The organism is Pseudomonas sp. Irchel s3b2, assembly GCF_900187445.1.
In the GTDB taxonomy this organism is placed as follows: Bacteria; Pseudomonadota; Gammaproteobacteria; order Pseudomonadales; family Pseudomonadaceae; genus Aquipseudomonas.
In genome coordinates, this window is the sequence record NZ_FYEB01000001.1 from 1132719 (window position 1) to 1158929 (window position 26211).

Annotated in this window: 17 protein-coding genes; 9 read left to right on the top strand and 8 right to left on the bottom strand. The window is 59.1% G+C overall.

Features of this window, described 5'->3' with window-relative positions:
* Positions 1–3 precede the first annotated feature (3 nt).
* Positions 4–1425: a hypothetical protein gene (locus CKW20_RS05380; protein WP_256584988.1), complete on the bottom strand. Its 1422-nt coding sequence runs from the start codon at positions 1423–1425 to the stop codon at positions 4–6.
* Positions 1426–1742: 317 nt separating this feature from the next.
* On the opposite strand from CKW20_RS05380, the gene CKW20_RS05385 reads away from it, so the two are divergent.
* Positions 1743–2762 (top strand): quinone-dependent dihydroorotate dehydrogenase, encoded by a 1020-nt coding sequence (locus CKW20_RS05385; protein ID WP_095051971.1) that lies wholly within the window; start codon positions 1743–1745, stop codon positions 2760–2762.
* Positions 2763–3062: 300 nt separating this feature from the next.
* On the opposite strand, the gene rmf is transcribed toward CKW20_RS05385, so the two are convergent.
* Positions 3063–3278 carry a ribosome modulation factor gene (gene rmf / locus CKW20_RS05390; protein WP_003223300.1) on the bottom strand — a complete coding sequence of 72 codons (216 nt, stop codon included), beginning with the start codon at positions 3276–3278 and terminating at the stop codon, positions 3063–3065.
* 530 nt (positions 3279–3808) lie between these two features.
* Here rmf and rlmKL point away from each other — a divergent pair.
* Positions 3809–6079, top strand: coding sequence for a bifunctional 23S rRNA (guanine(2069)-N(7))-methyltransferase RlmK/23S rRNA (guanine(2445)-N(2))-methyltransferase RlmL (gene rlmKL, locus CKW20_RS05395; RefSeq protein ID WP_095051972.1), 2271 nt, complete (start codon positions 3809–3811; stop codon positions 6077–6079).
* A 195-nt stretch (positions 6080–6274) separates the two neighbouring features.
* Positions 6275–8665, top strand: a complete 2391-nt coding sequence (locus CKW20_RS05400) for a GGDEF domain-containing protein (RefSeq protein WP_095051973.1) — start codon at positions 6275–6277, stop codon at positions 8663–8665.
* A 95-nt stretch (positions 8666–8760) separates the two neighbouring features.
* Here the strand turns inward: CKW20_RS05400 and dacB are convergent, their stop codons facing one another.
* Positions 8761–10221 (bottom strand): D-alanyl-D-alanine carboxypeptidase/D-alanyl-D-alanine-endopeptidase, encoded by a 1461-nt coding sequence (gene dacB, locus CKW20_RS05405; protein WP_095051974.1) that lies wholly within the window; start codon positions 10219–10221, stop codon positions 8761–8763.
* A gap of 234 nt (positions 10222–10455) precedes the next feature.
* On the opposite strand from dacB, the gene CKW20_RS05410 reads away from it, so the two are divergent.
* From CKW20_RS05410 to CKW20_RS05420, 3 genes are all read left to right on the top strand, one after another.
* On the top strand, positions 10456–10800 hold the full coding sequence (locus tag CKW20_RS05410; RefSeq protein ID WP_007896965.1) for a YggL family protein: 345 nt from the start codon (positions 10456–10458) through the stop codon (positions 10798–10800).
* Positions 10801–11081: 281 nt separating this feature from the next.
* Positions 11082–12161, top strand: coding sequence for a hypothetical protein (locus CKW20_RS05415; protein WP_095051975.1), 1080 nt, complete (start codon positions 11082–11084; stop codon positions 12159–12161).
* A 64-nt stretch (positions 12162–12225) separates the two neighbouring features.
* On the top strand, positions 12226–13017 hold the full coding sequence (locus tag CKW20_RS05420) for a TSUP family transporter (protein ID WP_095051976.1): 792 nt from the start codon (positions 12226–12228) through the stop codon (positions 13015–13017).
* 148 nt (positions 13018–13165) lie between these two features.
* Here the strand turns inward: CKW20_RS05420 and CKW20_RS05425 are convergent, their stop codons facing one another.
* On the bottom strand, positions 13166–14356 hold the full coding sequence (locus tag CKW20_RS05425) for a benzoate/H(+) symporter BenE family transporter (protein WP_095051977.1): 1191 nt from the start codon (positions 14354–14356) through the stop codon (positions 13166–13168).
* 337 nt (positions 14357–14693) lie between these two features.
* On the opposite strand from CKW20_RS05425, the gene CKW20_RS05430 reads away from it, so the two are divergent.
* A complete protein-coding gene (locus tag CKW20_RS05430) occupies positions 14694–15458 on the top strand; it encodes a GntR family transcriptional regulator (RefSeq protein ID WP_095051978.1) in 765 nt (254 codons plus the stop codon).
* Positions 15459–15548: 90 nt separating this feature from the next.
* Here CKW20_RS05430 and guaD read toward each other — a convergent pair whose 3' ends face one another.
* The 4 genes from guaD to xdhA all read right to left on the bottom strand — a co-directional run bounded on the left by guaD (position 15549) and on the right by xdhA (position 21676).
* Positions 15549–16853, bottom strand: coding sequence for a guanine deaminase (guaD, locus tag CKW20_RS05435; protein WP_095051979.1), 1305 nt, complete (start codon positions 16851–16853; stop codon positions 15549–15551).
* Between the two features lie 8 nt (positions 16854–16861).
* Positions 16862–17707, bottom strand: a complete 846-nt coding sequence (gene xdhC / locus CKW20_RS05440; protein ID WP_095051980.1) for a xanthine dehydrogenase accessory protein XdhC — start codon at positions 17705–17707, stop codon at positions 16862–16864.
* Positions 17708–17832: 125 nt separating this feature from the next.
* Complete coding sequence (gene xdhB / locus CKW20_RS05445; protein ID WP_095051981.1) at positions 17833–20229, bottom strand: xanthine dehydrogenase molybdopterin binding subunit; 2397 nt, start codon at positions 20227–20229, stop codon at positions 17833–17835.
* On the bottom strand, positions 20222–21676 hold the full coding sequence (gene xdhA, locus CKW20_RS05450) for a xanthine dehydrogenase small subunit (RefSeq protein ID WP_095051982.1): 1455 nt from the start codon (positions 21674–21676) through the stop codon (positions 20222–20224). The genes xdhB and xdhA overlap by 8 nt, the downstream gene beginning before the upstream one ends.
* Positions 21677–21942: 266 nt before the next feature.
* Here xdhA and CKW20_RS05455 point away from each other — a divergent pair, with 266 nt between their 5' ends.
* A complete protein-coding gene (locus CKW20_RS05455; RefSeq protein WP_095051983.1) occupies positions 21943–22602 on the top strand; it encodes a GntR family transcriptional regulator in 660 nt (219 codons plus the stop codon).
* A gap of 2 nt (positions 22603–22604) precedes the next feature.
* On the top strand, positions 22605–26093 hold the full coding sequence (smc, locus tag CKW20_RS05460) for a chromosome segregation protein SMC (RefSeq protein WP_095051984.1): 3489 nt from the start codon (positions 22605–22607) through the stop codon (positions 26091–26093).
* Positions 26094–26211 lie beyond the last annotated feature (118 nt).

Here is a 26211-nt window from a genome sequence, read left to right on the forward strand (position 1 = left end):
GATTTATGCAGGCTTTGTGCGCTCATTGACGTACATCGTACCGGGACGTCCTGCGAACACCACGATGGCGACCATTGTATTGACGATATGGTCAACCTCTGCTTTCGAAATCGGCAGGGTCGTAAAATACCGGGTTCCTGCAAGTACGACGGCAATGATCGTTTCGCCCATGGAGGTCCGTATCGCATTCGTGGACAGAAACTGATTGGCCACTTGTTCGGCGGTAGGCATCCGTACAGAGATGGGGTTGATTCGAAAACCTTTGTCGGAAGAGTTCGCTTGAAAATGGTGCATCAATTCGCCACCGAACACCTGACCGGCGACGTCTGCTCCAGCATTATAGGCACCCCGCAGTGCATCGTGTCCCAACACCGGGACCAGGGATTCGACAATCTCATTGGCCCGGGTCTCGACCGACAGGTTGGCATCAGGTACGGCGTCTGCCTGATGTTGCAGCCAGATCGAGAGTTGATAGGCGAAACCTTCGGTTTCGGAGGGCGGTGACTTGTTACTTTGCGCCATGACATACCCGGGACCGGAGTGTGGTGCGGTGTAGTTCATGCCGGTGAAGGACAAAAATTGAAGAGCACCGTTCAGCACGCCTGTGGCTGCTGTGCCGCCAGGGTTGGTTTTGGCATTGTCGCTGATTGGGCAGAACAGGTTCACCAGATCCTGGGCAAAACTGTAGAAAGCCATTTGTGAACCGAAGGAGGCCAATGCCGGTAGCGCGGATGGCACTGCAGCTGCCGATGCCAAGGCTGCGATCGATAACGTGAGCGTGGCGAGACGAGCCAGGCGTGTTTGTTGATTTGCAGTTCCATTGCACTCATCCCTGATCGCGCCGAGGATGTTTAGCGCGGGGCCGATTGTCAGGGCGATTGCGCCGATCACGTTGCGCGTCAGCGGCGAGGTGGCATTGGACTGCAAGGTCTTTTCCACGGCGAATCCGATCAGTTGTCTGATCGTTGTCAGGGTGCCGATGACCAAGCCTGTGCGCACGCCGGAAATCGTCAGGTTGCTGGCCCAGCGTCCGAGATCGCCTTCGAATTCATTACGACCTAGTTTGCCCAATAGTTCGCCGAGGGAGTCAACGATTGCTTGGGCGCGCTGTACAAATAGGCTGGTCTCTTGCGAATGCCGTGAGTTTTCGAACAGAGACGGGTCATCAATATTCAGAGTGATGTATTCATATGACGGATTGACAGCGTCGGAGTCGCCGCGCATCAGTGATTCGATGGTGACGACTAACGCTTGAGTGCTGGCAGGGGCGTTCGCTGTTTCCTCTGTAAGGACGTTATCGAGTTCATTGGCGAGGCTCGTCAGTCCTTGCATGACGTCGTTCATTGGAAGTTGAGCTATGTGCCCGTTAGGGGTGTTCACATGTTCGGTGAGAATCTCGGCGATGGTTTGGGAGCTACCTTCCATTTCTATGATCGTGTGAGCATCGCGAGTTGTGGTAGAGGCAGAGACGGTCGCGTTTGTACGGGATTGAGCTATTGATGAAGTGAACGTTGCGGGCAATAGAGGCATTTTTGCATCCTGTATGGCGGAGGGGGCGTTGTTGCAGTTGCGTCGATCATTAATCGCTCTTCTTCGCTTGGACTATCAAATACCGCTCTTGGGGCGAAGGCTGCGATGGGTGACCGCAAAAATGGCTTCTAATTAACAGCGTTTCTCGCCCGTAACCTTCCAGCCCGGCTATAATCGCCGCCACTTTTAATAGCCCAGAGTCAAACCCGCCCATGTACACCCTGGCCCGTCAGCTGTTGTTCAAACTTTCCCCGGAAACCTCCCACGATCTGTCCCTGGACCTGATCGGCGCGGGCGGGCGTTTGGGCCTCAACGGCTTGCTGTGCAAAGCACCGGCGAAAATGCCGGTGACGGTCATGGGCCTGGAGTTCCCGAACCCGGTGGGTCTGGCGGCCGGTCTGGACAAGAACGGTGCGGCGATCGATGGCTTTGCCCAATTGGGTTTCGGTTTCGTCGAAATCGGCACCATCACTCCGCGTCCGCAACCAGGCAACCCGAAACCACGGATTTTCCGCTTGCCGGACGCCGAGGCGATCATCAATCGCATGGGCTTCAACAACCTCGGCGTCGATCACTTGCTCGCTCGCGTGGCGGCAGCCAAGTACAAGGGCGTGCTGGGCATCAACATCGGCAAGAATTTCGATACGCCGGTTGAACGCGCGGTCGACGATTACCTGGTCTGCCTGGACAAGGTCTATGCCCACGCCAGCTATGTGACGGTCAACGTCAGCTCGCCGAACACCCCGGGCCTGCGCAGCCTGCAATTCGGCGATTCGCTCAAGCAATTGCTCGCCGACCTGGCCACCCGCCGGGCGGAACTGGCGCTGCGTCACGGCAAACATGTACCGCTGGCAATCAAGATTGCACCGGACATGACCGACGAAGAAACCGCTCAAGTCGCCCAAGCGTTGATCGAAACCGGGATGGACGCGGTGATTGCCACCAACACCACCCTGAGTCGCGTCGGCGTCGAAGGCATGGAATATGGTGATGAGGCGGGCGGGTTGTCCGGCGCACCGGTTCGCGACAAGAGCACTCACACTGTGAAGGTGCTGGCGGCGGAACTGGCCGGTCGCTTGCCGATCATTGCCGTGGGCGGCATCACCGAAGGCAAGCACGCGGCTGAGAAAATCGCCGCGGGTGCGAGCCTGGTGCAGCTCTACTCCGGCTTCATCTATAAGGGCCCGGCGCTGATTCGTGAATCGGTGGATGCCATCGCCGCGCTGCGCTGAAACCTGGGTAGCCTTGGGTAAAGGCTTTTGTGGCGAGGGAGCTTGCTCCCGTTCGGCTGCGGAGCAGTCGTAAATCCTGCAATCGCGCTTTACCTGATACACCGAGTTGATTGGTTTTGGGGCCGCTTCGCAACCCAGCGGGAGCAAGCTCCCTCGCCACAAAAGCCCCACCGCAATTTTTACAGGCATAAAAAAGGGCTCCTCGAAGGAGCCCCTGGGCCGAAGCCCGCCGTCCGGATGGGACGTGCGTGGTTAAGTCGTTGCGTAATCAGATTGTCGTGTCGGAGTGTGTGCCCTGTATTAGCCGACGGCGTGAAGTTCGTTGAGTCTGTGGATTCCCGCAGTGCCGGTCATACCGTCCCAGTTGTCGCCGCGTCCTTCTCGCCAGCCATTGATCCAGGCTTGGCGTACCGACGGTAGAGTAAAAGGGCAAAGCTCACGGGATTTACCACCAACGCCATATTGATATCCGCGCAAAAATGCTCTTTCCAACGGATCACGCTTAAGTCTTCTCATAGGGTGTTGCCCTCACTTGTTGACTGTATGTATCGCGTCGACCTCAATCGAGGTCAGGCAGAAAAATTCTGCCGTTGGTGGCTCGCTGCCGGCGTCGCGAGCCAAGGTGTTGACGCCGTTGCGACGTCAACCTGAGTTGAGTTCTAACCAATGCGTCACATCGAGGGAATGATCGTTTTGTCATAAGAACGTAACCATAAAGATGGTATGGCCATAAGTAACACGTTATTTGTCCCGTGTTTATTGGCCAAACCCCGGTATGATCGGCCCTGCGCGGCTCACAGGGCTGAGCCTTTAACGAAAGTGACCCCCATTGCATTTGGGGACTATTCGACGAAGGGTCGATTTATGACATTTTGTTGCATCAACTTTTATATCTGCCCTGGCATCTAAGCTCTTTTAACCCGAGCAGTCAGGGTGGGAACGGCACACCTTCGTGCCACGCGGGCGTTCTGTTAGAAAAGCGCCTGATTGAAAACCGGATCGGCAATGCGTTGCCGATTCACTTAGCTAAAGGCTCTGGAATTACCATGTCCGATCGTTTCGAACTCTTCCTCACTTGCCCCAAAGGCCTTGAAGGCCTGCTCATCGAGGAAGCCGTCGGGCTTGGCCTTGAGGAAGCACGTGAGCACACCTCGGCTGTGCGCGGCATGGCCACCATGGAAACCGCCTATCGCCTGTGCCTGTGGTCGCGTCTGGCGAACCGCGTGCTGCTGGTGCTCAAGCGCTTCCCGATGAAGGACGCCGAAGACCTCTACCACGGCGTGCTGGATATCGAGTGGCGAGACCACATGCTCAACGATGGCACTCTGGCTGTCGAATTCAGCGGTCACGGTTCGGGTATCGACAACACGCACTTCGGCGCTTTGAAGGTCAAGGATGCGATCGTCGATAAACTGCGCACCCCGCAGGGCGACCGTCCGTCGATCGACAAACTCAACCCGGACCTGCGTATTCACCTGCGCCTGGACCGTGGCGAAGCGATCCTGTCCCTCGACCTTTCCGGTCACAGCCTGCACCAGCGTGGTTATCGCTTGCAGCAAGGCGCGGCACCACTGAAGGAAAACCTCGCGGCGGCGATTCTGATCCGTGCCGGCTGGCCACGAATTGCCGCCGATGGCGGAGCCCTGGCTGACCCGATGTGCGGTGTTGGTACGTTCCTGGTCGAAGCTGCGATGATCGCCGCCGATATGGCACCGAACCTGCGTCGCGAGCAATGGGGCTTCACCGCCTGGCTCGGTCACGTGCCGGCGTTGTGGAAAAAACTCCACGAAGAAGCCACCGAACGCGCCGCTGCCGGCCTGGCCAAGCCACCGCTGTGGATTCGCGGTTACGAAGCTGACCCACGCCTGATTCAACCGGGCCGCAACAACGTCGAACGTGCCGGCCTGAGCGAGTGGATCAAGATCTACCAGGGTGAAGTCGCGACGTTCGAGCCGCGCCCGGACCAGAACCAGAAAGGCCTGGTGATCTGCAACCCTCCGTACGGCGAACGTCTGGGCGATGAGGCGAGCCTGCTCTACCTCTACCAGAACCTCGGCGAACGTCTGCGTCAGGCCTGCCTGAACTGGGAAGCGGCGGTGTTCACTGGCGCCCCGGACCTGGGCAAGCGCATGGGCATCCGCAGCCACAAGCAGTATTCGTTCTGGAACGGCGCCTTGCCGTGCAAATTGCTGCTGATCAAGGTCACGCCGGACCAGTTCGTCACCGGCGAGCGTCGTACTCCGGAACAGCGCCAGATCGAGCGGGAACAGGCCGAGTCCGATGCGCCGTCGAACATCGAAGCGCCGGGCAAGTACGAGAAGTACAACAAGAACGGCAACCCGATCAAACCGGCACCGGTGGTGGTCGAGCAGCCGCGCCTGAGCGAAGGCGGGCAGATGTTTGCCAACCGTCTGCAAAAAAACCTCAAGGCGCTGGGCAAGTGGGTCAAGCGTGAAGGCATCGACTGCTACCGCGTCTACGATGCCGACATGCCGGAATATTCCATGGCCATCGACCTGTATCACGACTGGGTCCACGTTCAGGAATACGCTGCCCCGAAATCCATCGACCCGGAAAAAGCCTCGGCGCGGATGTTCGATGCCCTGGCGGCGATTCCGCAAGCGTTGAACATCGACAAGAGCCGCGTGGTGGTCAAACGTCGCGAGCGTCAGAGCGGCACCAAGCAGTACGAACGTCAGAGCGCGCAGGGCAAGTTCAACGAGGTCAACGAAGGCGGCGTGAAGCTGCTGGTGAACCTCACCGACTACCTCGACACCGGGCTGTTCCTCGACCACCGGCCGATGCGCATGCGGATTCAGAAAGAGGCGGCCGGCAAGCGCTTCCTCAACCTGTATTGCTACACCGCGACCGCCAGCGTTCATGCGGCCAAGGGCGGTGCGCGCAGCACCACCAGCGTCGACCTGTCGAAAACTTATCTGGATTGGGCGCGTCGCAACCTCTCGCTGAACGGTTTCTCCGACAAGAACCGTCTGGAGCAGGGCGACGTGATGGCGTGGCTCGATGCCTGCCGTGACGAGTATGACTTGATCTTCATCGATCCGCCGACCTTCTCCAACTCCAAGCGCATGGAAGGGATCTTCGACGTGCAACGTGACCAGGTGCAGTTGATCGATCTGGCCATGGCGCGCCTGGCGCCGGGCGGGGTGTTGTATTTCTCCAACAACTTCCGCAAGTTCACGCTTGAGGAAAACCTCACCGAGCGTTATGCCGTTGAAGAAATCACCGCCCAGACCATCGATCCGGATTTCGCCCGTAATGGCAAAATCCACCGTGCGTGGAAGATCACTGCTCGCTGATCCATGGATGTAGGAGCGAGCTTGCTCGCGAAGACGGTGTGTCAGGCAACATCAATGTTGACTGCGCTGCCGCCTTCGCGAGCAAGCTCGCTCCTACAGAGGGTTGTTCAGTGCTGGTCAAATTAGTGGCTAATAGCTATAACTCCATTCATGGCCAATGGGCTTTTCCGGCACTTGGCGTTTTGAGTTGTTTTTATGTCGTTGCACGCCGTGCGCCCCAAGATCCTGGGTTTTATCCGCGAAGATGTTTCGGCCTGGCTGGTCGCGCTGCTGGTATTACTCGTCGGCGGGATTCTCACGGGATTGCTGGCCTGGGCAACGCTCAATCAGTTTCATCAGCAATTGCGGCAACGTTTTCAACTGCTCGCCAGTGAACGTTACAGCCGTATTGAAGAACGTTTCGAAGATCAGGAGCAGCGCCTCGACGGCCTGCGCCGGTTCTTTGTCTATTCCGGGACGGTGTCCCGCGAAGAATTCGACGGTTACACCAAGCCTCTTTTACGTCGCACCCAGGCCTATTCCTGGGCTCCACGGGTTTCCCGCGCTGAACGACCTCTACTTGAGCGCGCGGTGCTTGAAGAGGGTTTGAGCAATTTCACCTTTCGCGAACTCACCGCCGATGGCCAGTTGCAGCCGGCCGCGGAACGGAACGAGTACGTGCCGGTGCTGTATACCCAAACCCAGAGCCGATTGCCCACGCCGCTGGGTTATGACCTGCTGGCGCAGCCCCTGCGGCGCTCGACTCTGGAGCGAGCCGATCGCAGTGGCAGCATGGTCGTGTCGCAACCGTTGCATCTGGTAGGCATCGAGCCCGCCTATGCGCGGGGTGTGTTGCTGGTGGCGCCGGTCAATCATCAGAACCTCCCGAGTGCCGCGCCCGCCGGGTACGTCATGGCGGTGATCAGCATGCGTCAGCTGCTGGCGGACGGGCTGCCGGAGGAGAATCACGACTCTCTCTCGGTGCGAATCCTCGACTTGTCTACCGATGATCAGCGCGAAGTGTTGTACGAGTCGACCAACACGGCGGGGGCCAGTGACTTGTCCTCCACGCGATTACTGCGTCTGGCCGACCACGATTATCAAGTGGACATGCGCCCCAGCGCTGCGTTCCTGAACGCTAACCATTCCTCGGTAGCCAGCCTGGTGGTGCTCGGCGGTTTGCTCAGTGTGTTGCTCAGTGTGTTGCTCTATGTGTTGGTCAGCCAGCGCCAGCGGGCGCTGAAAATGGTGGAGCAGCGGACCCAGGAACTTCACGACCGTGAGCAAGAGTTGCGCGGCACCCATGGGCAGTTGCGCGGTGTGCTGGATGCCGCGACTCAGGTGGCGATCATTGCCACTGACTTGCGCGGGATTATCAGCACCTTCAATGCCGGTGCAGAGCAAATGCTCGGTTACTCCAGTGCGCAGGCCGTGGGCCACATGACCCTGGAAAATCTGCACCTGCCCCGGGAGCTTGAAGCGCGCTCGGCGGAGTTGAGCGCGCGCTATGGCAAGCCGATCCCGACGTGCCAGGCGATGTTGGTCGAAGGCGGGGAAGAGGGCGGTCACGAAGCCCGGGAGTGGACGCTGCTCCGTCACGACGGCAGTCATTTGCCGGTGAATATGCTGGCGACCCCGGTCCTCGATGAGCAAGGCTTGTGGGTCGGGCACCTGGCGATCTGTATCGACATCACCGAGCGCAAGCGCGTCCACGAGGCTCTGGCGGCACGGGACCTGTTGTTGAAGAAGCTCAGCGCTCATGTGCCCGGCGGGATTTACCAGTTCAAGATGGAATTCGATGGGCGCTTCAGCGTGATCTACGCCAGCGACGGTATCCGCGAAATCTACGAACTCGAGCCGGACGTGCTGTTGCACAACGCCGAGGCGGTGTTCGCGCGGATTCATCCTCAGGATGCGCGCCGGGTCCGCGCGTCGATCCAGGCATCGGCGCACACCCTCAGCCCATGGCGTGAGGAATACCGCGTGCAATTACCCCAGCGTGGTCTGCGCTGGGTCCGCGGTGAAGCGACCCCGGAGGAGCTGCCCGGCGGTGGTGTGCTCTGGCATGGCTACATTTCGGACATCTCCGACCTCAAGCGCGTGGAAGAGGAATTGCGCGCACTGTCGGTGACCGACTCCCTGACCGGAATCTATAACCGTCGCTATTTCCAGGAGCGCCTGACCACCGAAATGGCCCGGGTCGAGCGCGGCGGCGGCGAGTTGTCGGTGATCATGCTCGACATCGATCACTTCAAGCGCATCAATGACCAGCACGGTCATGCCGTGGGCGATCGGGTTTTGCAGGCCGTGTGCGAGCGTATTGGCGGTCGCCTGCGGCGCACTGATGTGTTTTGTCGCCTGGGGGGCGAAGAGTTCATGGTGCTCTGTCCGGACATCGACGGCGAACAGGCTCATGTGCTGGCCGTGGAGTTGTGGCAAGGGTTGCGCAGTGCGCCGATCGACGAGGTCGGGATCGTCACTGCGAGTTTCGGGATTGCCAGTTGGAAGGCCGGAGAGGGCGCGGATGCGCTGCTGTTGCGGGCGGACTCAGGGGTGTATGCGGCGAAGCAGGCGGGAAGGGATCGGGTTGAGGGGCAGATGAATTAACCCAGGCTGCATGCAATCCCTGTGGGAGCGAGCCTGTGTGGCGAGGGGGCTTGTGATCGTTCCCACGCAGAGCGTGGGAACGATCAGGTTGGGGATTACAACACCGAAGCCGTAGTCGGCAGTTTCGGCTGGCGATACAGGTCCAGCAGCACCTGATCCAGCACCGAGGAGGCGCCAAATGGTGCCTTGTCGTTGAGGATTGCCACCACTGCCCAGGTATTGCCATTGATGTCGCGGCTGTAGCCGGAAATGGCGCGCACGGTGTTCAAGGTACCGGTCTTGACGTGGGCTTCACCGCGCATCGCGGTGGTCTTCAGGCGTTTGCGCATGGTGCCGTCGGTGCCGGCAATCGGCATCGAGCTGATGAACTCGGCGGAGTACGGGCTGCGCCACGCGGCTTGCAACATTGCAGCCATCTCACGCGCACTCACCCGCTCGGAGCGGGACAGGCCGGAGCCGTTCTCCATCACCAGGTGCGGCGCGGTGATGCCTTTCTGCGCCAGCCATTGACGCACCACGCGTTGGGCGGCCTTGGCGTCATCACCATCGGCATCGGTGCGGAACTTCTGGCCAAGGCTCAGGAACAACTGCTGAGCCATGGTGTTGTTACTGTATTTGTTGATGTCGCGAATGATTTCCGCCAGATCTGGGGAGTAGGCCCGGGCCAGCACCTTGGCGTTGCTCGGCGTCGGCGCCAGACGATCCTGGCCCTGGATGCTGCCGCCCAATTCCTTCCAGATCGCCCGCACGGCGCCGGCGGTGTAGGTCGCGTGGTCGAGCAGCGACAGGTAGGTCTGGGAACTGCAACCTTCGCCCAACTGGCCGCCGACGGTCACGGTGACGCTGCCATCAGCCTGGGTCACCGGGTTGTAGCGCACGCCACCGGTGCATTGCTTGGAGTTGAGCGCCTTGACCTGATTGTCGATGCGGATGCTGGCAATCGGCGGCTCGACTGATACCAGGACCTTGCCCGAGTCGTTGCGAGCAACGAAGCGCAAGGCCTTGAGGTTGACCAGCAGCGCGTCGGGTTTGACCAGGAACGGTTTGTTTTCGTCATTGCCATCGTCGTTGAATTCAGGCAGTTGCGGTTGCACGAAGAAGCCGCGGTCCAGCACCAGGTCGCCGGTGACCTGGGTCACGCCGTTGGCGCGCAAATCGCGCATCAGCAGCCAGAGTTTTTCCATGTTCAGCTTCGGATCGCCGCCACCCTTGAGGTAGAGGTTGCCGTTGAGGATGCCACCGCTGAGGGTGCCATCGGTGTAGAACTCGGTTTTCCACTGATGGTTCGGGCCAAGCATTTCCAGCGCAGCATACGTGGTCACCAGCTTCATGGTCGAGGCCGGGTTAACCGAAACGTCAGCGTTATGAATGGTTGGGGTGCCCGGGCCATTGAGTGGGATCATCACCAGCGACAGAGCACTGTCCTGCAACTTGCTGGCCTTGAGGGCCTTTTCGACGTTGGGCGACAGGGCGGTGTTGATCGAAGCGGCGGAAACGGGAAGGGCCAGGGGCAGAAGAAGACTTGCCAGCAGCAATGGACGCAAAGATTTGATCATCTGAAATAAAACCCTACAGCCGAGGGGAACAAAGACGAGGGCATGGAGATAAATTCCCTCAGTGGTCATGAAAGTGTCGGCATTATGCCCCAAGGTGTAATGGCTTGTGCCTTACTCCGGTCTTCTAATCCGCTATTTTTTTACCGACGGTAGGCGTAGCGCCGTTCTGAGGCGGGCAATCGGCGCCTTAAACTGCTAAAGTGCGGCCCGTTATTACTTTTGAGGATTGTTCCAATGGCGACTAACCGTTCCCAGCGTCTGCGCAAAAAATTGTGCGTCGATGAATTTCAAGAGCTGGGTTTCGAACTGAACCTGGATTTCAAAGAAGATTTGGCTGATGAAGCCATTGATGCTTTCCTCGACGCTTTCCTGAAAGAAGCCATGGAAGCCAACGGTCTGGGCTATGTGGGCGGCGACGACTTCGGTCTGGTTTGCCTGCAGAAGCGTGGCTCGGTTTCCGAAGAGCAGCGTGCCGCTGTTGAAGCCTGGCTCAAAGGCCGCAGCGAACTGACCGAAGCAACCGTCAGCCCGCTGATCGACGTCTGGTACCCGGAAAAGCCGATCAATCCGGTAGCTTGATGTTCAAAAAAAACGGCGACCCCAGGGTCGCCGTTTTTTTATGCCTGCGCCAGGCATAGCGCGTTGCGCGTAAGCGCAACCAGCTTGGCTATGGTGGCCGGAAAAGAGCCGCGTGGCGCGGCCTGAGAAGCATCGGCCTTTCCTGGCAGTCTCTCAGGTCTGCCGGAACGTTCCGTATGCTTTAACGGAAATGGATGACATACGCTGATCATCGGATTGGGCAGAATCGGAGGAGGAGCTGCCGCATAACCGGGAGCAGATACACAACAGGGATGTAGGCAATGACTGACGCCATCAAACAGTACGTCGAAAACGCTAAGCTTTTTACTGAACAGGAAATCAGAATTTTCAGCTTTGATATTAGGCAGTCAATATTGCTTCACAGGTTCGCTGAAGAACTGGCCGCCATTGGCGGGCCGCAGGCACAAGGCGCCAAGTCCAAAGCCTCTCTGGCAGCCACCGAATTAAAGTTCTCGTTTTCGAAAGACCAATGCGAACTACTGGCGGCCTACTCCAATGGCCTTGTTTGCGTGTTGATCTTTGAAGGGCTGCAAAAAATCACTGATGGCAGCCCTCCAAATGAACTACCAGACCTGACATTCCTGGAAAGTCGATACGACGTCCTTTTCCTGGCGGCCCGTAATCAGATCTTGCTGAAACTGGTGGATAACATTTCCTTTGCCTATGACATGGACAACGAAGGAAAACTGGTTCGATTGGTGGCCAACTTCAAAGGTGGCGGGCTCATCAAAATCAATGCCGAGCCGGACATCAAAGAACTGAGTTCCCATTCCGGCCTCGCGCTTGGCCCGCATACCGAGGCGCCTTACTGGTGCGCCATGAACGCGAAAGACGGGCACTCGCCGTCTCCGTCCTCGCTCATACTTTCCGCCCTGTGGAACCCGAGCCTGGAACCTACGCGGGTCATCCCGCTGCTTCCCATACTGAAAAAAATCGGCGTCACCAACTGCCTCGCTCTGACCACGGGTAACTTCCAATTCACTCGTAGCGACTCCTTTGTCAGTGGCAAAGGGGAAGATGGCCGTAACGTTTCGATTCTGGAGTTTGACGACAAGGTCGGGTTCGCAGCGCGCTTCAACTCATATCGCTTTTCGGTCAATGACAACGCCTCGAATTTTGTCAAAACGGCCTATGCCGCCCTTTGCCAAGGGGTAAGCGAAGCAACTCCAGTCGAATACACGCTGACGCAAGAGTCGGCCATGGTCATCAATAACGTCCGATCCCTGCACTGTCGCGATGTCATCAAAGACAACAGACGGGTCCTGGTACGTATTTTCGGGCTTTCAAAATTTTCTTCCCCTGTCGTTATTTCAGAGGACCCGTTACTGCTGCAGGGCTGATTTTTTAAGCGTCCAAGCTGCTAGTCATGTGATTACTGGCCAATAACTAGAAAGAGAGAATGCAATGTCTTGGGATTTAATAGGCATGTTGGCGCTTGTCGCTTTTTTCGCCGGTTTTTTTGATGCGATTGCCGGTGGTGGGGGCTTGATTACCTTACCTGCATTGTTTCTGGCAGGTGTAGATCCGATCAGTGCCATTGCAACGAACAAGTTCCAGGCCGCTTCAGCAACAATTTCGGCCACTGTAACCTTTGCTCGCAAAGGAATGATCGAGTGGCGCGAAGGCCGTTTCCTGGTGATCTGCGGGTTTATTGGCGGCGCCAGTGGTGCCTTGCTGGTCAGCTCTATTGATAAGCGCTATCTGGAAGTTTGCGTGCCTGTCATGCTGATTCTGGTGGCAATCTATTTTGCTTTCTCTCCCAAACTGGTCAATGAAGATCGACGCAAGAGAATCGGCATTTTGCTTTTTTCGTTTACCGTCGCGCCAATCCTGGGCTTTTACGACGGTATATTTGGCCCCGGTGTGGGCTCTTTCTTTATTGTCGGGTTTGTACTTCTCTGCGGCTTGGGCATGATGCGGGCCATGAGTTTTACCAAACTTGCCAACGCCTCATGCAACCTGGGTTCTTTGTCGGTCTTTATTACCAAAGGTGTGATTATTTGGCCGATTGCCATAGCCATGGCTTTGGCGGCCTTCATCGGCGCTCAATTGGGTGCACGAGCCGCTGTTCGTGTCGGTCCACGGTTGATTAAACCCATGTTGATCGTGGTCTGCTGCGCCTTGGCCATCAAGCTGCTGAGCGTAGAAAGCAATCCTTTGCGCGTCATGGTCCTTGAATCGTTGGCTTGGTTATGATTACCGGTGCGGCGCTGACCACTTGAAGTGTCGATATCGGGGATGCCTTCGCGGGCAAGTCGGGTCGCCGCACCGCTCGCTCCTACAAGGGCTTCGCGCTGAACCTGAGCGAGCAGTGCGGCGATTCGACTTGCCCGCGAAGGGCCCCTCAGGCTTTGCGCCAGTTCAGAATCACCAACGTCAACACTCCCGCCACAATCCCCCAGAATGCCGAACCGATGGAAAACAGCGTCAGCCCCGACGCCGTCACCATAAAGGTGATCAGCGCTGCTTCCCGTTCCTGCACTTGCGCCATGGCAATGCTCAACCCATTGATGATCGAGCCGAACAGCGCCAGCGCGGCAATCGACAGCACCAACTCTTTAGGCAATGCGGCAAACAACGCCGCCAGCGTCGCGCCGAACACTCCGGCAATCCCGTAGAAAATCCCGCACCAGACCGCTGCCGTGTAGCGCTTGTTGCGATCTTCATGGGCATGCGGCCCGGTGCAGATTGCCGCGCTGATGGCGGCCAGGTTGATCCCATGGGAGCCGAACGGCGCCAACAGCAACGAGGCAATGCCGGTGGTGGTGATCAGCGGCGAGGCAGGCACGTTGTAGCCGTCGGCGCGCAATACGGCGATGCCCGGCATGTTCTGCGAGGTCATCGCCACCACGAACAGCGGGATGCCGATGCTGATGGTCGCGGCCAGGGAGAAATGCGGCGCGGTCCAGACCGGCGTCGCGACTTCCAGATGGAAGCCACTGAAATCCAGCAGCCCCATGAGCCCTGACAGTGCGGTGCCGATCAACAGCGCGGCCAGCACGGCGTAGCGCGGCGACAGGCGTTTGACCACCAGATAGGTGAAGAACATCCCCAGGACCAGCGCAGTGCGGTGCTGGGCGGCGACAAAAATCTCGCTGCCGATCTTGAACAGAATTCCCGCCAGCAACGCTGCTGCCAATGAGGCAGGAATCTTTTTCACCAGCCGTTCGAAACTGCCGGTCAAGCCGCAAATGGTCACCAGTACCGCGCAAGTAATATAGGCGCCAATGGCCTCTCCATAGCTGACCCCGCCCAGGCTGGTGATCAGCAACGCCGCGCCGGGGGTCGACCAGGCGATGGTGATGGGCGTGCGATAACGCAGGGACAGGCCAATCGAGCACACCGCCATGCCAATCGAGATCGCCCAGATCCACGACGAAATCTGCCCGCTGGTCAGCCCCGCCGCTTGCCCGGCCTGGAACATCAGCACCAGTGAGCTGGTGTAGCCGGTCATCATGGCGATGAACCCGGCGACGATGGCTGAAGGCGACGTATCGGTCAGGGGGCGAAGCTGCGTGTGCGTGGCGTCGGTCATCACGGTGGTGTTCCTTGTTCTGATGAACCCTGTAGGAGCGAGGCTTGCCCGCGAAGGCGTCGTGTCATTCAACATTGATATCGACTGACACTACGCCTTCGCGGGCAAGCCTCGCTCCTACAGGGCATCGCATTTGGCTGCGGATTCTGCGTTCAAGCCTAAACTGAAAAGTAACCGGTCGTTGCAATACAGCGAAGGCGACAAACAGCCGTACAGTCGTGTTGCCACCTTTCATTGTGTACAATCGCGGTGTTTTTTACGCGATACTTGCCAGCGACCCACTGTGCCGTATTACAGTCACGGTCAATTCGCCGCAGTTCTCCCGACTCGAGTGCCCATGAACGAACAGTTGCAACCCCTCAAGAAACAACCGCGAGCAGGCAAAGCCGGCCGCAGCGGTACCCAGGACGATATTGTCTACGCGCATATCTTCGAGGCCATCCTCGAACAGCGTCTGGCGCCCGGCACCAAGTTGAGCGAAGAAGCGCTGGGGGAAATTTTCGGGGTCAGCCGCACCATCATTCGCCGCGCGCTGTCGCGTCTGGCCCATGAAAGCGTGGTGTTGCTACGACCGAATCGCGGTGCGGTCGTCGCCAGCCCGAGTGTCGAAGAAGCTCGCCAAGTATTCATGGCCCGGCGTCTGGTGGAGAGGGCGATCACCGAACTGGCCGTTCAGCACGCCACCGCCGAGCAAATCGCCGAACTGCGGCAGATGGTCAGCGACGAGCGCGACAGCTTCTCCCGTGGCGATCGCGGCGCCGGTATCCGGCTGTCGGGCGAGTTCCATCTGAAGTTGGCAGAAGCTGCGAAAAACGCGCCGCTGATCAGCTTTCAGCGCAGCCTGGTGTCCCAGACCTCGTTGATCATCGCCCAATATGAAAGTGGCAACCGTTCCCACTGTTCCTACGATGAACATACCCAGTTGATCAATGCCATCGAAGCCCGGGACGCGACGCTGGCGGTGGACCTGATGATGCATCACATGGACCACATCGACAGCAAACTCAACCTCGACGAAGAAAGTGCGTCGGATGATTTGCATGCGGTGTTCTCGCATTTGTTGCAGACCAAGAAGCCTGGACGTTCAACAGCCAAGCTTTAAGTCAGACCGCGTTGCACCGATGGCTTTCTGACAGGCAATAAAAATCCCCCGGACTGAAAAGCGACGGGGGATTTTTTATGCCCGAAAGATTTAGCGCTGATGCACCAGATTCCCCGCCGCATACGTCTGCAGCACCGTCCGGTCATCCCCCAGCGTCATCAATACAAACAACGTCTCGGCAATGTTGTTGGCCTGCTTCAGGCGATAACCAAGCAACGGCGTGGCGTTGTAGTCCAGCACCAGGAAGTCCGCGTCGGTGCCCGGTTGCAGGGTACCGATCTTGTCCTCCAGTCGTAGCGCGCGGGCACCGCCGAGGGTGGCCAGGTACAGCGATTTGAACGGGCTCAGTCGCGCGCCTTGAAGCTGCATGACTTTGTAGGCTTCGTTCAGGGTTTGCAGCAGCGAGAAACTGGTCCCGCCACCAACGTCCGTGCCCAGGCCGACATTCAGTTTGTGTTTCTCGGCCATCGGCAGATTGAACAGGCCGCTACCGAGGAACAGGTTCGAGGTCGGGCAGAACGCAATCGCTGAACCCGTCTGCGCCAGTCGCGCACATTCGTCGTCGCACAGGTGCACACCGTGGGCGAACACCGAGCGCTCGCCGAGCAATTGATAGTGATCGTAGACATCCAGGTAGCCCTTGCGCTCCGGGAACAGCGCCTTGACCCACTCGACTTCCTTGAGGTTTTCGCTGATGTGAGTCTGCATGTACAAGCCGGTGTATTCGCTGAGCAACTGACCGGCGAGGGTCAATTGTTCCGGGGTGCTGGTCGGCGCGAAGCGCGGGGTGACCGCGTAGTGCAGGCGGCCCTTGCCGTGCCAGCGTTCGATCAGCGCCTTGCTTTCGACATAGCTCGATTCGGCGGTGTCGGTCAGGTAGTCCGGCGCGTTGCGGTCCATCATCACCTTGCCGGCGATCATCCGCAGGTCCAACTGTTCGGCTGCCTCGAAAAACGAGTTCACCGACTGCGGATGCACGCTGCCGAACACCAGTGCAGTGGTGGTGCCGTTGCGCAGCAGTTCCTTGATGAAAATATCCGCGACTTCATCTGCATGGGCCTTGTCGGCGAACTGACTTTCGCACGGGAAGGTGTAGGTGTTGAGCCAGTCCAGCAGTTGCGCGCCATAGGCACCGACCATGCCGGTTTGCGGCAAATGGATGTGGGTGTCGATGAAGCCGGGGGTGATCAGTGCGTCCTGATAATGGGTGATCTCGATGTCGGCTGGCAGGGTCGGCAGCAATTCGCTGGCGTGGCCGATGGCGCTGATCTGGCCATTATCGACCACTAGCAGGCCGTCTTCGAAATACTCGTATGAGGCTTCGATACCCACTTCGGCGGGGTCGGCGATACTGTGCAGGAGGGCGGCGCGGTAGGCTTTGCGAGTCTGGGGCATGGGGGTTCTCAATGGGAAGCCTGACTGCGGCGTGAAGCAGGCAGCAGTTTGGCGATCGATGATCCGGCGCTGGCAGTGTGCCGGCCGAAATTCGCGTTATAGGTGGCGATGATTTCGCCGGCGATGGAGATGGCGATTTCCACAGGCAACTTGCCTTTGACTTCGCCGATACCCATCGGGCAGCGCATGCGTTGCAGCACGCTGCTGTCGAAACCGCGATCACGCAGGCGGTGTTCGAACTTCACTCGTTTGGTCTTCGAACCGATCAGGCCGAAGTAGGCGAAGTCGTTGCGCTTGAGGATCGCGGCGGTGAGTTCGAGATCAAGCTGGTGGTTGTGGGTCATGACGATGCAGTAGCTGCCGGCGGGCAGATCATCGACTTCATCCAGCGGTTCTTCGGTGACGATTTTGCGTACGCCGTGGGGAATCTGTTCGGGGAACTCGGCTTCCCGTGAGTCGATCCAGCGCACCCGGCAGGGCAGGCTGGCGAGCAGCGGCACCAGCGCCCGACCGACGTGCCCAGCGCCAAACACGGCAATCTGCGCCTGAACCTGGCCCATCGGTTCGAACAGCAATACGGTCACGCCACCGCAGCACTGGCCCAGGCTGGCGCCGAGGCTGAAGCGCTCCAGATGGGTGTCCTGCCGACCGCTGGCCAGCATCTCGCGGCCGATCTGCATGGCCTTGTATTCCAGATGCCCGCCACCGATGGTGTCGAACGTTTGCGTGGCGTTGATGACCATTTTTGAGCCGGCATTACGCGGCGTCGAGCCGAGCTCTTCGATGATGGTCACCAACACGCAGGGCTCACCTCGGGTTTGCAGGTCGGCGAGGGCGTCGATCCAGTTGTACATGTTTCACCTCTCAAGATCGTTCCCACGCTCTGCGTGGGAATGCATCTCTGGACGCTCCGCGTCCGCTGTTCACAATGCGACGCAGAGCGTCGCGGGCGACATTCCCACGCAGAGCGTGGGAACGATCAAACCACCACCTCGGATTCGGCTTCCACGGCCTTGGCCACCTTCAACTGCCGCATCTGCTCACAGCCCCACAACACCCGCTCCGGGGTCGCCGGTGCATCGATTTTCGGTTGATGCTGGTAGTCGCCCAAACTGGCCACGGCGTCCTTGATCGCGCACCAAGCGGCGATGCCAAGCATGAACGGCGGCTCGCCTACAGCCTTGGAGTGGAACACCGTGTCTTCCGGGTTCTTGCGGTTTTCCACCAGCTTCACCCGCAGGTCCAATGGCATGTCTGCCACCGCCGGGATCTTGTAGCTGGCCGGGCCGTTGGTCATCAGTTTGCCTTTGTCGTTCCACACCAGCTCTTCCATGGTCAGCCAGCCCATGCCCTGGATGAAACCGCCCTCGACCTGACCGATGTCGATCGCCGGGTTCAGCGAGTCGCCGACGTCGTGGAGGATGTCGGTGCGCAGCATCTTGTACTCGCCGGTCAGGGTGTCGACGATCACCTCGGCGCAGGCCGCACCGAAGGCGTAGTAGTAGAACGGCCGACCACGGGCCTGGCTACGGTCGTAGTAGATTTTCGGGGTCTTGTAGAAGCCGGTGCTCGACAGCGAAACCTGGGCGAAATACGCCTGCTGGATCAGCGATTCAAACGTCAGGATGTGATCGCGAACCCGCACGTGACCGTTGTGGAATTCCACGTCTTCTTCGCTGACCTTGTATTGCCGCGCGGCGAATTCCACCAGGCGTTTCTTGATGATTTCCGCCGCGTTCTGCGCCGCTTTACCGTTGAGGTCGGCGCCGCTCGACGCAGCGGTTGGCGAAGTGTTTGGCACCTTGTCGGTGTTGGTCGCGGTGATCTGCACGCGGTCCATTTCCACCTGGAACACTTCAGCCACGACTTGCGCAACTTTGGTGTTCAGGCCCTGACCCATTTCGGTGCCGCCATGGTTCAGGTGAATGCTGCCGTCGGTATAGATGTGGATCAGTGCACCGGCCTGGTTGAGGAAACTGGCAGTGAAGGAAATACCGAACTTCACCGGGGTCAGTGCCAAGCCTTTTTTCAGGATCGGGCTGTTGGCGTTGTAGCGACGGATCGCTTCGCGGCGCTCGGCGTATTGACTGCTGGCTTCCAGTTCGGCGGTCATTTCCTCGAGCATGTTGTGCTCGACGGTCTGGTAGTAATGGGTGATGTTGCGCTCGGTCTTACCGTAGTAGTTGGCCTTGCGCACCGCCAGCGGATCGAGATCCAAATGGCGGGCAATCGCGTCCATCACTTCTTCGATCGCGACCATCCCTTGCGGGCCTCCGAAGCCCCGGTAAGCGGTGTTCGACGCGGTGTTGGTCTTGCAACGGTGACCGTTGATGGTTGCATCGCCCAGGTAATAAGAGTTGTCGGCATGGAACATCGCACGGTCGACAATCGATGCCGACAAGTCCGGCGAACAACCGCAGTTACCCGCCAGTTCCAGGGCAATACCATGCAGTCGCCCGGTACTGTCGAAGCCGACGTCATATTCGACGTAGAACGGGTGACGCTTGCCGGTCATCAGCATGTCTTCGACACGCGGCAGGCGCATTTTGGTCGGTTGACCGGTCAGGTGCGCGATCACCGCGCAGAGGCACGCCGGGCTTGCGGCCTGGGTTTCCTTGCCGCCGAAACCACCACCCATGCGGCGCATGTCGACGACGATTTTGTTCATCGACACGTCCAGCACTTCCGCCACCAATTTCTGCACTTCGGTGGGGTTCTGGGTCGAGCAGTAAACGATCATCCCGCCGTCTTCGGTCGGCATCACCGAAGAGATCTGGGTTTCCAGATAAAAGTGTTCCTGGCCGCCGATGTGCAGCGTGCCTTGAATGCGATGTTCGGCAGTAGAAAGCGCAGTGGCCGAATCGCCGCGCTGATGCGTATGGCTGTCGAGCACGAAGTGGCGTTTGCGCAGGGCTTCGACCACGTCCAGAACGGGCTCGAGATCTTCGTATTCGATGATCGCGGCCATGGCCGCTTTGCGCGCGGTTTCCAGGTCTTTTGCCGCCACGGCGAGTACCGGTTGACCGACGAATTGCACGTCATCGATGGCCAGCAACGGGTCGCCCGGCAACAGTGGGCCGATGTCTTTCAGGCCCGGCACATCTTCGTGGGTGATGGCGATGCGCACACCTTCGAAGGCGTAGCAGGGTTGGGTGTCGATGCTGAGGATTTTCGCGTGGGCGCGGTCCGACAGCCGTGCGTAAACGTGCAGCTGGTTGGGGAATTCCAGCCGATCGTCGATGTACTGCGCTTCACCGGACACGTGCTTGTCGGCGCTATCGTGCTTGACGCTGCGGCCGACGCCGGTGGTCAGGTCCTTGGCGAACAATTCAGCCAGTTCGGCTTGGGTCTTCTCTACAGCGTGATGATTAGACATAAGCGGTCACCCGAGTCTCGATGTGCGGTGTTTGCAATTCGATGAAGTATTTACGCAGCAGGTTCTGCGCGCTGAGGAGGCGGTATTCCTTGCTGGCGCGGAAGTCCGAGAGTGGCGTGAAGTCTTCGGCCAATGCAGCGCAGGCGCGTTCGAGGGTGGCGTTGTTGAACGGCGCACCCAGCAGGGCGGCTTCGCAGTTTTTGGCGCGTTTTGGAATGGCCGCCATGCCGCCGAAAGCAACGCGGGCGTCGGCGATCACGCCGGTGTCGATGCGCAGGTTGAACGCGGCACAAACGGCGGAAATGTCATCGTCCAGACGCTTGGACACCTTATAGGCGCGGAACAGTTGTTCAACGCTGGCGCGCGGCACGATGATCTTTTCGATGAACTCGCTTTCCTGACGCGCGGTCACCCGGTAATCGATGAAGTAATCTTCCAGCGCCATCGTGCGGCGAACGTCGCCTTTGCACAGGACGATCTGCGCGCCGAGGGCGATCAGCAGCGGTGGCGAGTCGCCGATTGGCGAGGCGTTGCCGATGTTGCCGCCCAGGGTGCCCTGGTTGCGGATCTGCAAGGAAGCGAAGCGTTGCAGCAATTCGCCGAAGTCCGGGTATTCGGCCTTCAAGGCGTCGTAGCAGTCGGAGAGGGCGGTAGCGGCGCCGATTTCCAGGCGGTCGTCAAAGCGTTCGATGCGTTTCATTTCGGCGACGTTGCCGACGTAGATCATCACCGGCAAGGTGCGGTGGAACTGGGTGACTTCCAGCGCCAGATCGGTACCGCCAGCTAGCAGGCGAGCCTGTGGATAAGCGTCGTAGAGGTCGGCCAGATCGGCCACGGTCAGCGGCACCAGGCAGCGCTTGTCGCCACTGTTGAGTTCGCCGATGTCGGTGGGAGCGATGGCTTTCAGGCGAGCGATGGTGTCCGCTTCTCGCGCATCGAACTGGTCGGGTTGTTTTCCGCAGCAAGATTGCTCGGCGGCGGCCAGGATCGGCCGATAACCGGTGCAGCGGCAGAGGTTGCCGGCCAGCGCTTCGTGAGCTTTATGGGCGTCGGGCGCGTCGCTGTTCTTTTGCAGTGCGAACAGCGACATGACGAAGCCGGGGGTGCAGAAACCGCACTGCGAGCCGTGGCACTCGACCATGGCTTTTTGCACGCTGTGCAGCTCGCCTTGGTGCTTGAGGTCTTCGACGCTGATCAGTTGCTTGCCGTGCAGCGACGAAACAAAGGTCAGACACGAGTTGAGGCTGCGGTAGCGAATGTGTTCGCGACCATCGTCGTCTGTCTGCAACTCGCCGACCACCACGGTGCAGGCGCCACAGTCACCGCTGGCGCAGCCTTCTTTGGTGCCGGGTTTGCCCACATGTTCGCGCAGGTAATTGAGCACGGTCAGGTTCGGGTCCAGGGCGTGCTCGCTACGGAGTTCCTGGTTTAGTAAAAACTGGATCACGGAAGGCCTCGCAAACTCATTATTGTTGTTAACCGACATGAGCCGAATTTATCAGGTCTGACTTTTCGGTCAATGATTTTCTGACTTAAAGGTCAGGAAATGGCATTTTGTCGATCAACGACTCGTTCCTTCATTATTGACCCTCACGGGATAGCTTGCCTTTTGCTTGAATCGTGCCAAAAACCGCTGGGTGGGCACTCCGCTATGAACCATCAATTGCGCTACACTGCGCCGCTTGTGCAGATCGAAGAGTTTGAAGGACAACCATGACGTTCAAGGCGCCGGACAGCCTCGCCGAGCAAATCGCTCACCACCTCGCCGAACGTATTATTCGCGGCGAAATGAAGCCGGGGGAGCGCATCCAGGAACAGAAGGTCACGCTGGCGCTCAATGTCAGCCGCGGTTCAGTCCGTGAGGCCTTGCTGATCCTCGAGCGCCGTCACTTGATCGCGATTTTGCCGCGACGTGGCGCCCACGTGACCGAACTCACGGCGCACAAGGTGCAGAGTCTGTGCACGCTGATGAGCGAGTTGTACATTCTGCTCGGCAACGCCGTGGCCAGCGGCTGGCAAGTCCAGGCTGACATGGTGCCGTTCGTGCAGATCCAGCAGCGCCTGACCGCCAGCTATGAGCGCCAGGACATCCGCACGTTCGTCGACGACAGCTTCAGCGTGATGCGCGCCGCGTATCCGTTCGCCAACAACCCGTATTTGCAGGAAACCGTCGAGAATTTGCAGCCGGCCATGAGCCGCGCGTATTTCCTCGCCCTGGATCAGCGCAAGGCCTCGATGAGTGAGTTCCTCGAGCTGTTCGAACGCTTGCTTGCTGCCGTGCTGGCTCGTGACTTTCCTCAGATCCGCGTGGTGCTGACGGCGTATGCCCAGCGCAGTTGCGATCTGGTGGTTTCTGCCCTGACGGTCGCTTAAGCGTGCGGCTCAAGTGCATCAAACTGGCGGGGTTCAAATCCTTCGTCGACCCGACCACGGTGAACTTCCCCAGTAACATGGCGGCGGTGGTCGGGCCCAATGGTTGCGGCAAGTCGAACATCATCGACGCCGTGCGTTGGGTGATGGGCGAGAGCTCGGCCAAGAACTTGCGCGGCGAGTCGATGACTGACGTCATCTTTAACGGCTCGACCAGCCGTAAACCGGTGAGCCAGGCCAGCATTGAGCTGGTGTTCGATAACTCCGACGGCACCCTGCTCGGCGAGTGGGCTGCCTATGCGGAAATTTCCATTCGCCGCAAAGTGACCCGCGACAGCCAGACCACCTACTACCTCAACGGCACCAAATGCCGGCGCCGCGATATTACTGACATCTTTCTGGGTACCGGCCTGGGCCCGCGCAGCTATTCGATTATCGAGCAGGGGATGATCTCCAAGCTGATCGAGTCCAAGCCTGAAGACCTGCGCAATTTCATCGAAGAAGCCGCCGGTATTTCCAAGTACAAGGAACGTCGGCGCGAGACTGAAAACCGTATCCGCCGTACCCACGAAAACCTTGCCCGCCTGACCGACCTGCGCGAAGAGCTCGAGCGTCAGCTTGAACGCTTGCACCGCCAGGCCGAGGCCGCCAAGAAGTATCAGGAATACAAAGGCGAAGAGCGTCAGCTCAAGGCCCAATTGTCAGCCCTGCGCTGGCAGGCATTGAACGAGCAGGTAGGCCAGCGCGAGTCGATCATCGGCACTCAGGAAGTCACCTTCGAAGCCCTGGTGGCCGAGCAACGCAATGCTGACGCGGCCATCGAACGCCTGCGTGACGGTCATCACGATCTGTCCGAACGCTTCAATCTGGTGCAGGGGCGTTTTTATTCGGTCGGCGGTGACATCGCCCGGGTCGAACAGAGCATCCAGCACGGTCAGCAGCGCTTGCGTCAGTTGCAGGACGACCTGAAGGAAGCCGAGCGCGCGCGGCTGGAAACCGAGTCTCACTTGGGTCACGACCGCACCTTGCTGCTGACCTTGGGCGAAGAGCTGGACATGCTCACGCCGGAACAGGAAGTCACCAGTGCCGCCGCCGAAGAGGCCGCCGCGGCATTGGAGGAATCCGAAGCCACAATGCACGGCTGGCAGGAGCAGTGGGACACGTTCAACCTCACCGCCGCCGAGCCACGCCGCCAGTCTGAAGTTCAGCAGTCGCGGATCCAGCAGCTGGAAACCAGCATGGAACGTTTGGCCGATCGCCAGAAACGTCTTGGCGAAGAACGTGCATTGCTCTCGGCGGATCCGGAAGACGCGGCGATCATTGAGCTCAGCGAGCAGTTGGCTGCGTCCGAGGCCACTCTGGAAGACTTGCAGGCCAGCGAAGAGGCTCAGGTCGAACGGCTTGAGCAACTGCGTCAGGAATTGCAATTGGCGCTGCAAAATCAGCAGCAAGCCCAAGGTGATTTGCAGCGGCTCAACGGTCGATTGGCGTCGTTGGAAGCCTTGCAGCAAGCCGCGCTCGATCCCGGCACCGGCACTGCCGAATGGCTGCGCGAACAGCATCTGGCGGATCGTCCGCGTCTGGCCGAAGGCCTGAAGGTCGAGGCCGGTTGGGAGCTGGCGGTGGAAACCGTGCTCGGCGCCGACCTGCAAGCGGTGCTGGTGGATGACTTTGGTGATTTCGATCTGGCCGGGTTTGCCCAAGGCGATTTGCGCCTGCTCAGCCCGGCCGGCGATGGCGTGCGCGTGCCTGGCAGTTTGCTCGACAAGGTCGAGGCGCAGATTGATTTGTCGCCATGGCTGGGGCAGGTCAAACCGGTCGACAGCCTTGAGCAGGCCTTGGCCTTGCGCGGGCAATTGGCCGCCGGGCAAAGCCTGATCAGCCGCGACGGTTACTGGGTCGGCCGACACTTTTTGCGTGTGCGCCGGGCCAGCGAAGCGGAAAGCGGTGTACTCGCCCGAGGCCAGGAAATCCAGCGGTTGGGCGTTGAACGCGAAGAGCGCGAAGCCACGGTCGAAACCCTGGAAACCCAACTTCAAAATCTCAGGGCGCAACAGCGTCAGCAGGAAAACGGCCGCGAACATTTGCGCCGCCTGCTGCAAGACGAAGCCCGTCAGCAAGGCGAATTGAAAGCCCAGTTGTCCGCCGGTAAAGCCAAAGTCGAGCAGTTGACCCTGCGCCGCACCCGTCTCGATGAAGAACTTGCCGAGCTGAGCGAGCAACGCGCCCTGGAACACGAAAACATCGGCGAGGCACGCCTGCAATTGCAGGAAGCCCTCGACAGCATGGCGCTGGACACCGAGCAGCGCGAGTTGCTGTTGGCGCAGCGCGACAGCTTGCGCGAACGTCTCGACCGGGTGCGTCAGGAAGCCCGGCAACACAAGGACCATGCGCATCAATTGGCGGTGCGCCTCGGTTCGCTGAAGGCGCAACACGATTCCACTCGTCAGGCCCTCGAACGGCTGGAAATGCAGTCCGAGCGTCTGACCGAGAAGCGCGAACAGCTGAGCCTCAACCTGGAGGAGGGCGAGGCGCCGCTGGAAGAGCTGCGGCTGAAACTCGAAGAGCTGCTCGACAAGCGCATGACCGTCGACGAAGAACTCAAGACCGCGCAAATCGCCCTGGAAGACGCCGACCGCGAACTGCGTGATGCTGAAAAGCGCCGCACTCAGGCCGAGCAGCAATCCCAGTTGATTCGCAGCCAGCTCGAGCAGCAGCGCATGGAATGGCAAGCGCTGACGGTGCGGCGCAAGACCTTGCAGGATCAACTGCTCGAGGATGGCTACGACCTCAACGGCGTGCTCGCCACGCTGCTGGCCGGGGCCAACGAGAAAGATGCCGAAGAAGAACTCGAGCGCATTGCTGCACGAATTCAGCGCCTCGGCGCGATCAACCTCGCGGCCATCGACGAATACCAGCAACAATCCGAGCGTAAACGTTATCTGGATGCTCAGAACGACGATCTGGTGGAAGCGCTGGACACCCTCGAGAACGTGATTCGCAAGATCGACAAGGAAACCCGAAACCGCTTCAAAGATACCTTTGATCAGATCAATGGCGGTTTACAGGCCCTTTTCCCAAAAGTTTTCGGTGGAGGACGCGCGTATTTGGAACTGACGGGCGAAGATCTACTCGATACAGGGGTAACGATCATGGCGCAGCCGCCAGGAAAGAAGAACAGCACCATCCATTTGCTCTCCGGTGGCGAAAAAGCCCTGACCGCATTGGCCCTGGTATTTGCCATCTTCAAGTTGAACCCGGCGCCGTTCTGCATGCTCGATGAGGTTGACGCACCATTGGATGACGCTAACGTTGGACGCTACGCACGGCTGGTCAAAGAGATGTCGCAGACGGTGCAGTTCATCTACATCACCCACAACAAGATCGCCATGGAAATGGCCGATCAATTGATGGGGGTGACGATGCACGAACCCGGTTGCTCGCGTTTGGTGGCGGTGGATGTGGAGGAGGCGATGGCGATGGTGGACGCTTGAGTCATTGCTTGTAGGGCAAGTATTTTTGAGCTGTAGGGATTTTTACCTGCCTTGACTTGCTGGCCAATCGACATATTCGCGCAAGCCATTGTGACAGACGGTGTAAAGTTGTCTTTGG

Excerpts from the sequence above, each read along its gene's own strand:
- CKW20_RS05380 (WP_256584988.1), bottom strand. The coding sequence starts at position 1,425 with ATGGAAGGTAGCTCCCAAACCATCGCCGAGATTCTCACCGAACATGTG.
- CKW20_RS05385 (WP_095051971.1), top strand. The coding sequence starts at position 1,743 with ATGTACACCCTGGCCCGTCAGCTGTTGTTCAAACTTTCCCCGGAAACC.
- rmf (WP_003223300.1), bottom strand. The coding sequence starts at position 3,278 with ATGAGAAGACTTAAGCGTGATCCGTTGGAAAGAGCATTTTTGCGCGGA.
- rlmKL (WP_095051972.1), top strand. The coding sequence starts at position 3,809 with ATGTCCGATCGTTTCGAACTCTTCCTCACTTGCCCCAAAGGCCTTGAA.
- CKW20_RS05400 (WP_095051973.1), top strand. The coding sequence starts at position 6,275 with ATGTCGTTGCACGCCGTGCGCCCCAAGATCCTGGGTTTTATCCGCGAA.
- dacB (WP_095051974.1), bottom strand. The coding sequence starts at position 10,221 with ATGATCAAATCTTTGCGTCCATTGCTGCTGGCAAGTCTTCTTCTGCCC.
- CKW20_RS05410 (WP_007896965.1), top strand. The coding sequence starts at position 10,456 with ATGGCGACTAACCGTTCCCAGCGTCTGCGCAAAAAATTGTGCGTCGAT.
- CKW20_RS05415 (WP_095051975.1), top strand. The coding sequence starts at position 11,082 with ATGACTGACGCCATCAAACAGTACGTCGAAAACGCTAAGCTTTTTACT.
- CKW20_RS05420 (WP_095051976.1), top strand. The coding sequence starts at position 12,226 with ATGTCTTGGGATTTAATAGGCATGTTGGCGCTTGTCGCTTTTTTCGCC.
- CKW20_RS05425 (WP_095051977.1), bottom strand. The coding sequence starts at position 14,356 with ATGACCGACGCCACGCACACGCAGCTTCGCCCCCTGACCGATACGTCG.
- CKW20_RS05430 (WP_095051978.1), top strand. The coding sequence starts at position 14,694 with ATGAACGAACAGTTGCAACCCCTCAAGAAACAACCGCGAGCAGGCAAA.
- guaD (WP_095051979.1), bottom strand. The coding sequence starts at position 16,853 with ATGCCCCAGACTCGCAAAGCCTACCGCGCCGCCCTCCTGCACAGTATC.
- xdhC (WP_095051980.1), bottom strand. The coding sequence starts at position 17,707 with ATGTACAACTGGATCGACGCCCTCGCCGACCTGCAAACCCGAGGTGAG.
- xdhB (WP_095051981.1), bottom strand. The coding sequence starts at position 20,229 with ATGTCTAATCATCACGCTGTAGAGAAGACCCAAGCCGAACTGGCTGAA.
- CKW20_RS05455 (WP_095051983.1), top strand. The coding sequence starts at position 21,943 with ATGACGTTCAAGGCGCCGGACAGCCTCGCCGAGCAAATCGCTCACCAC.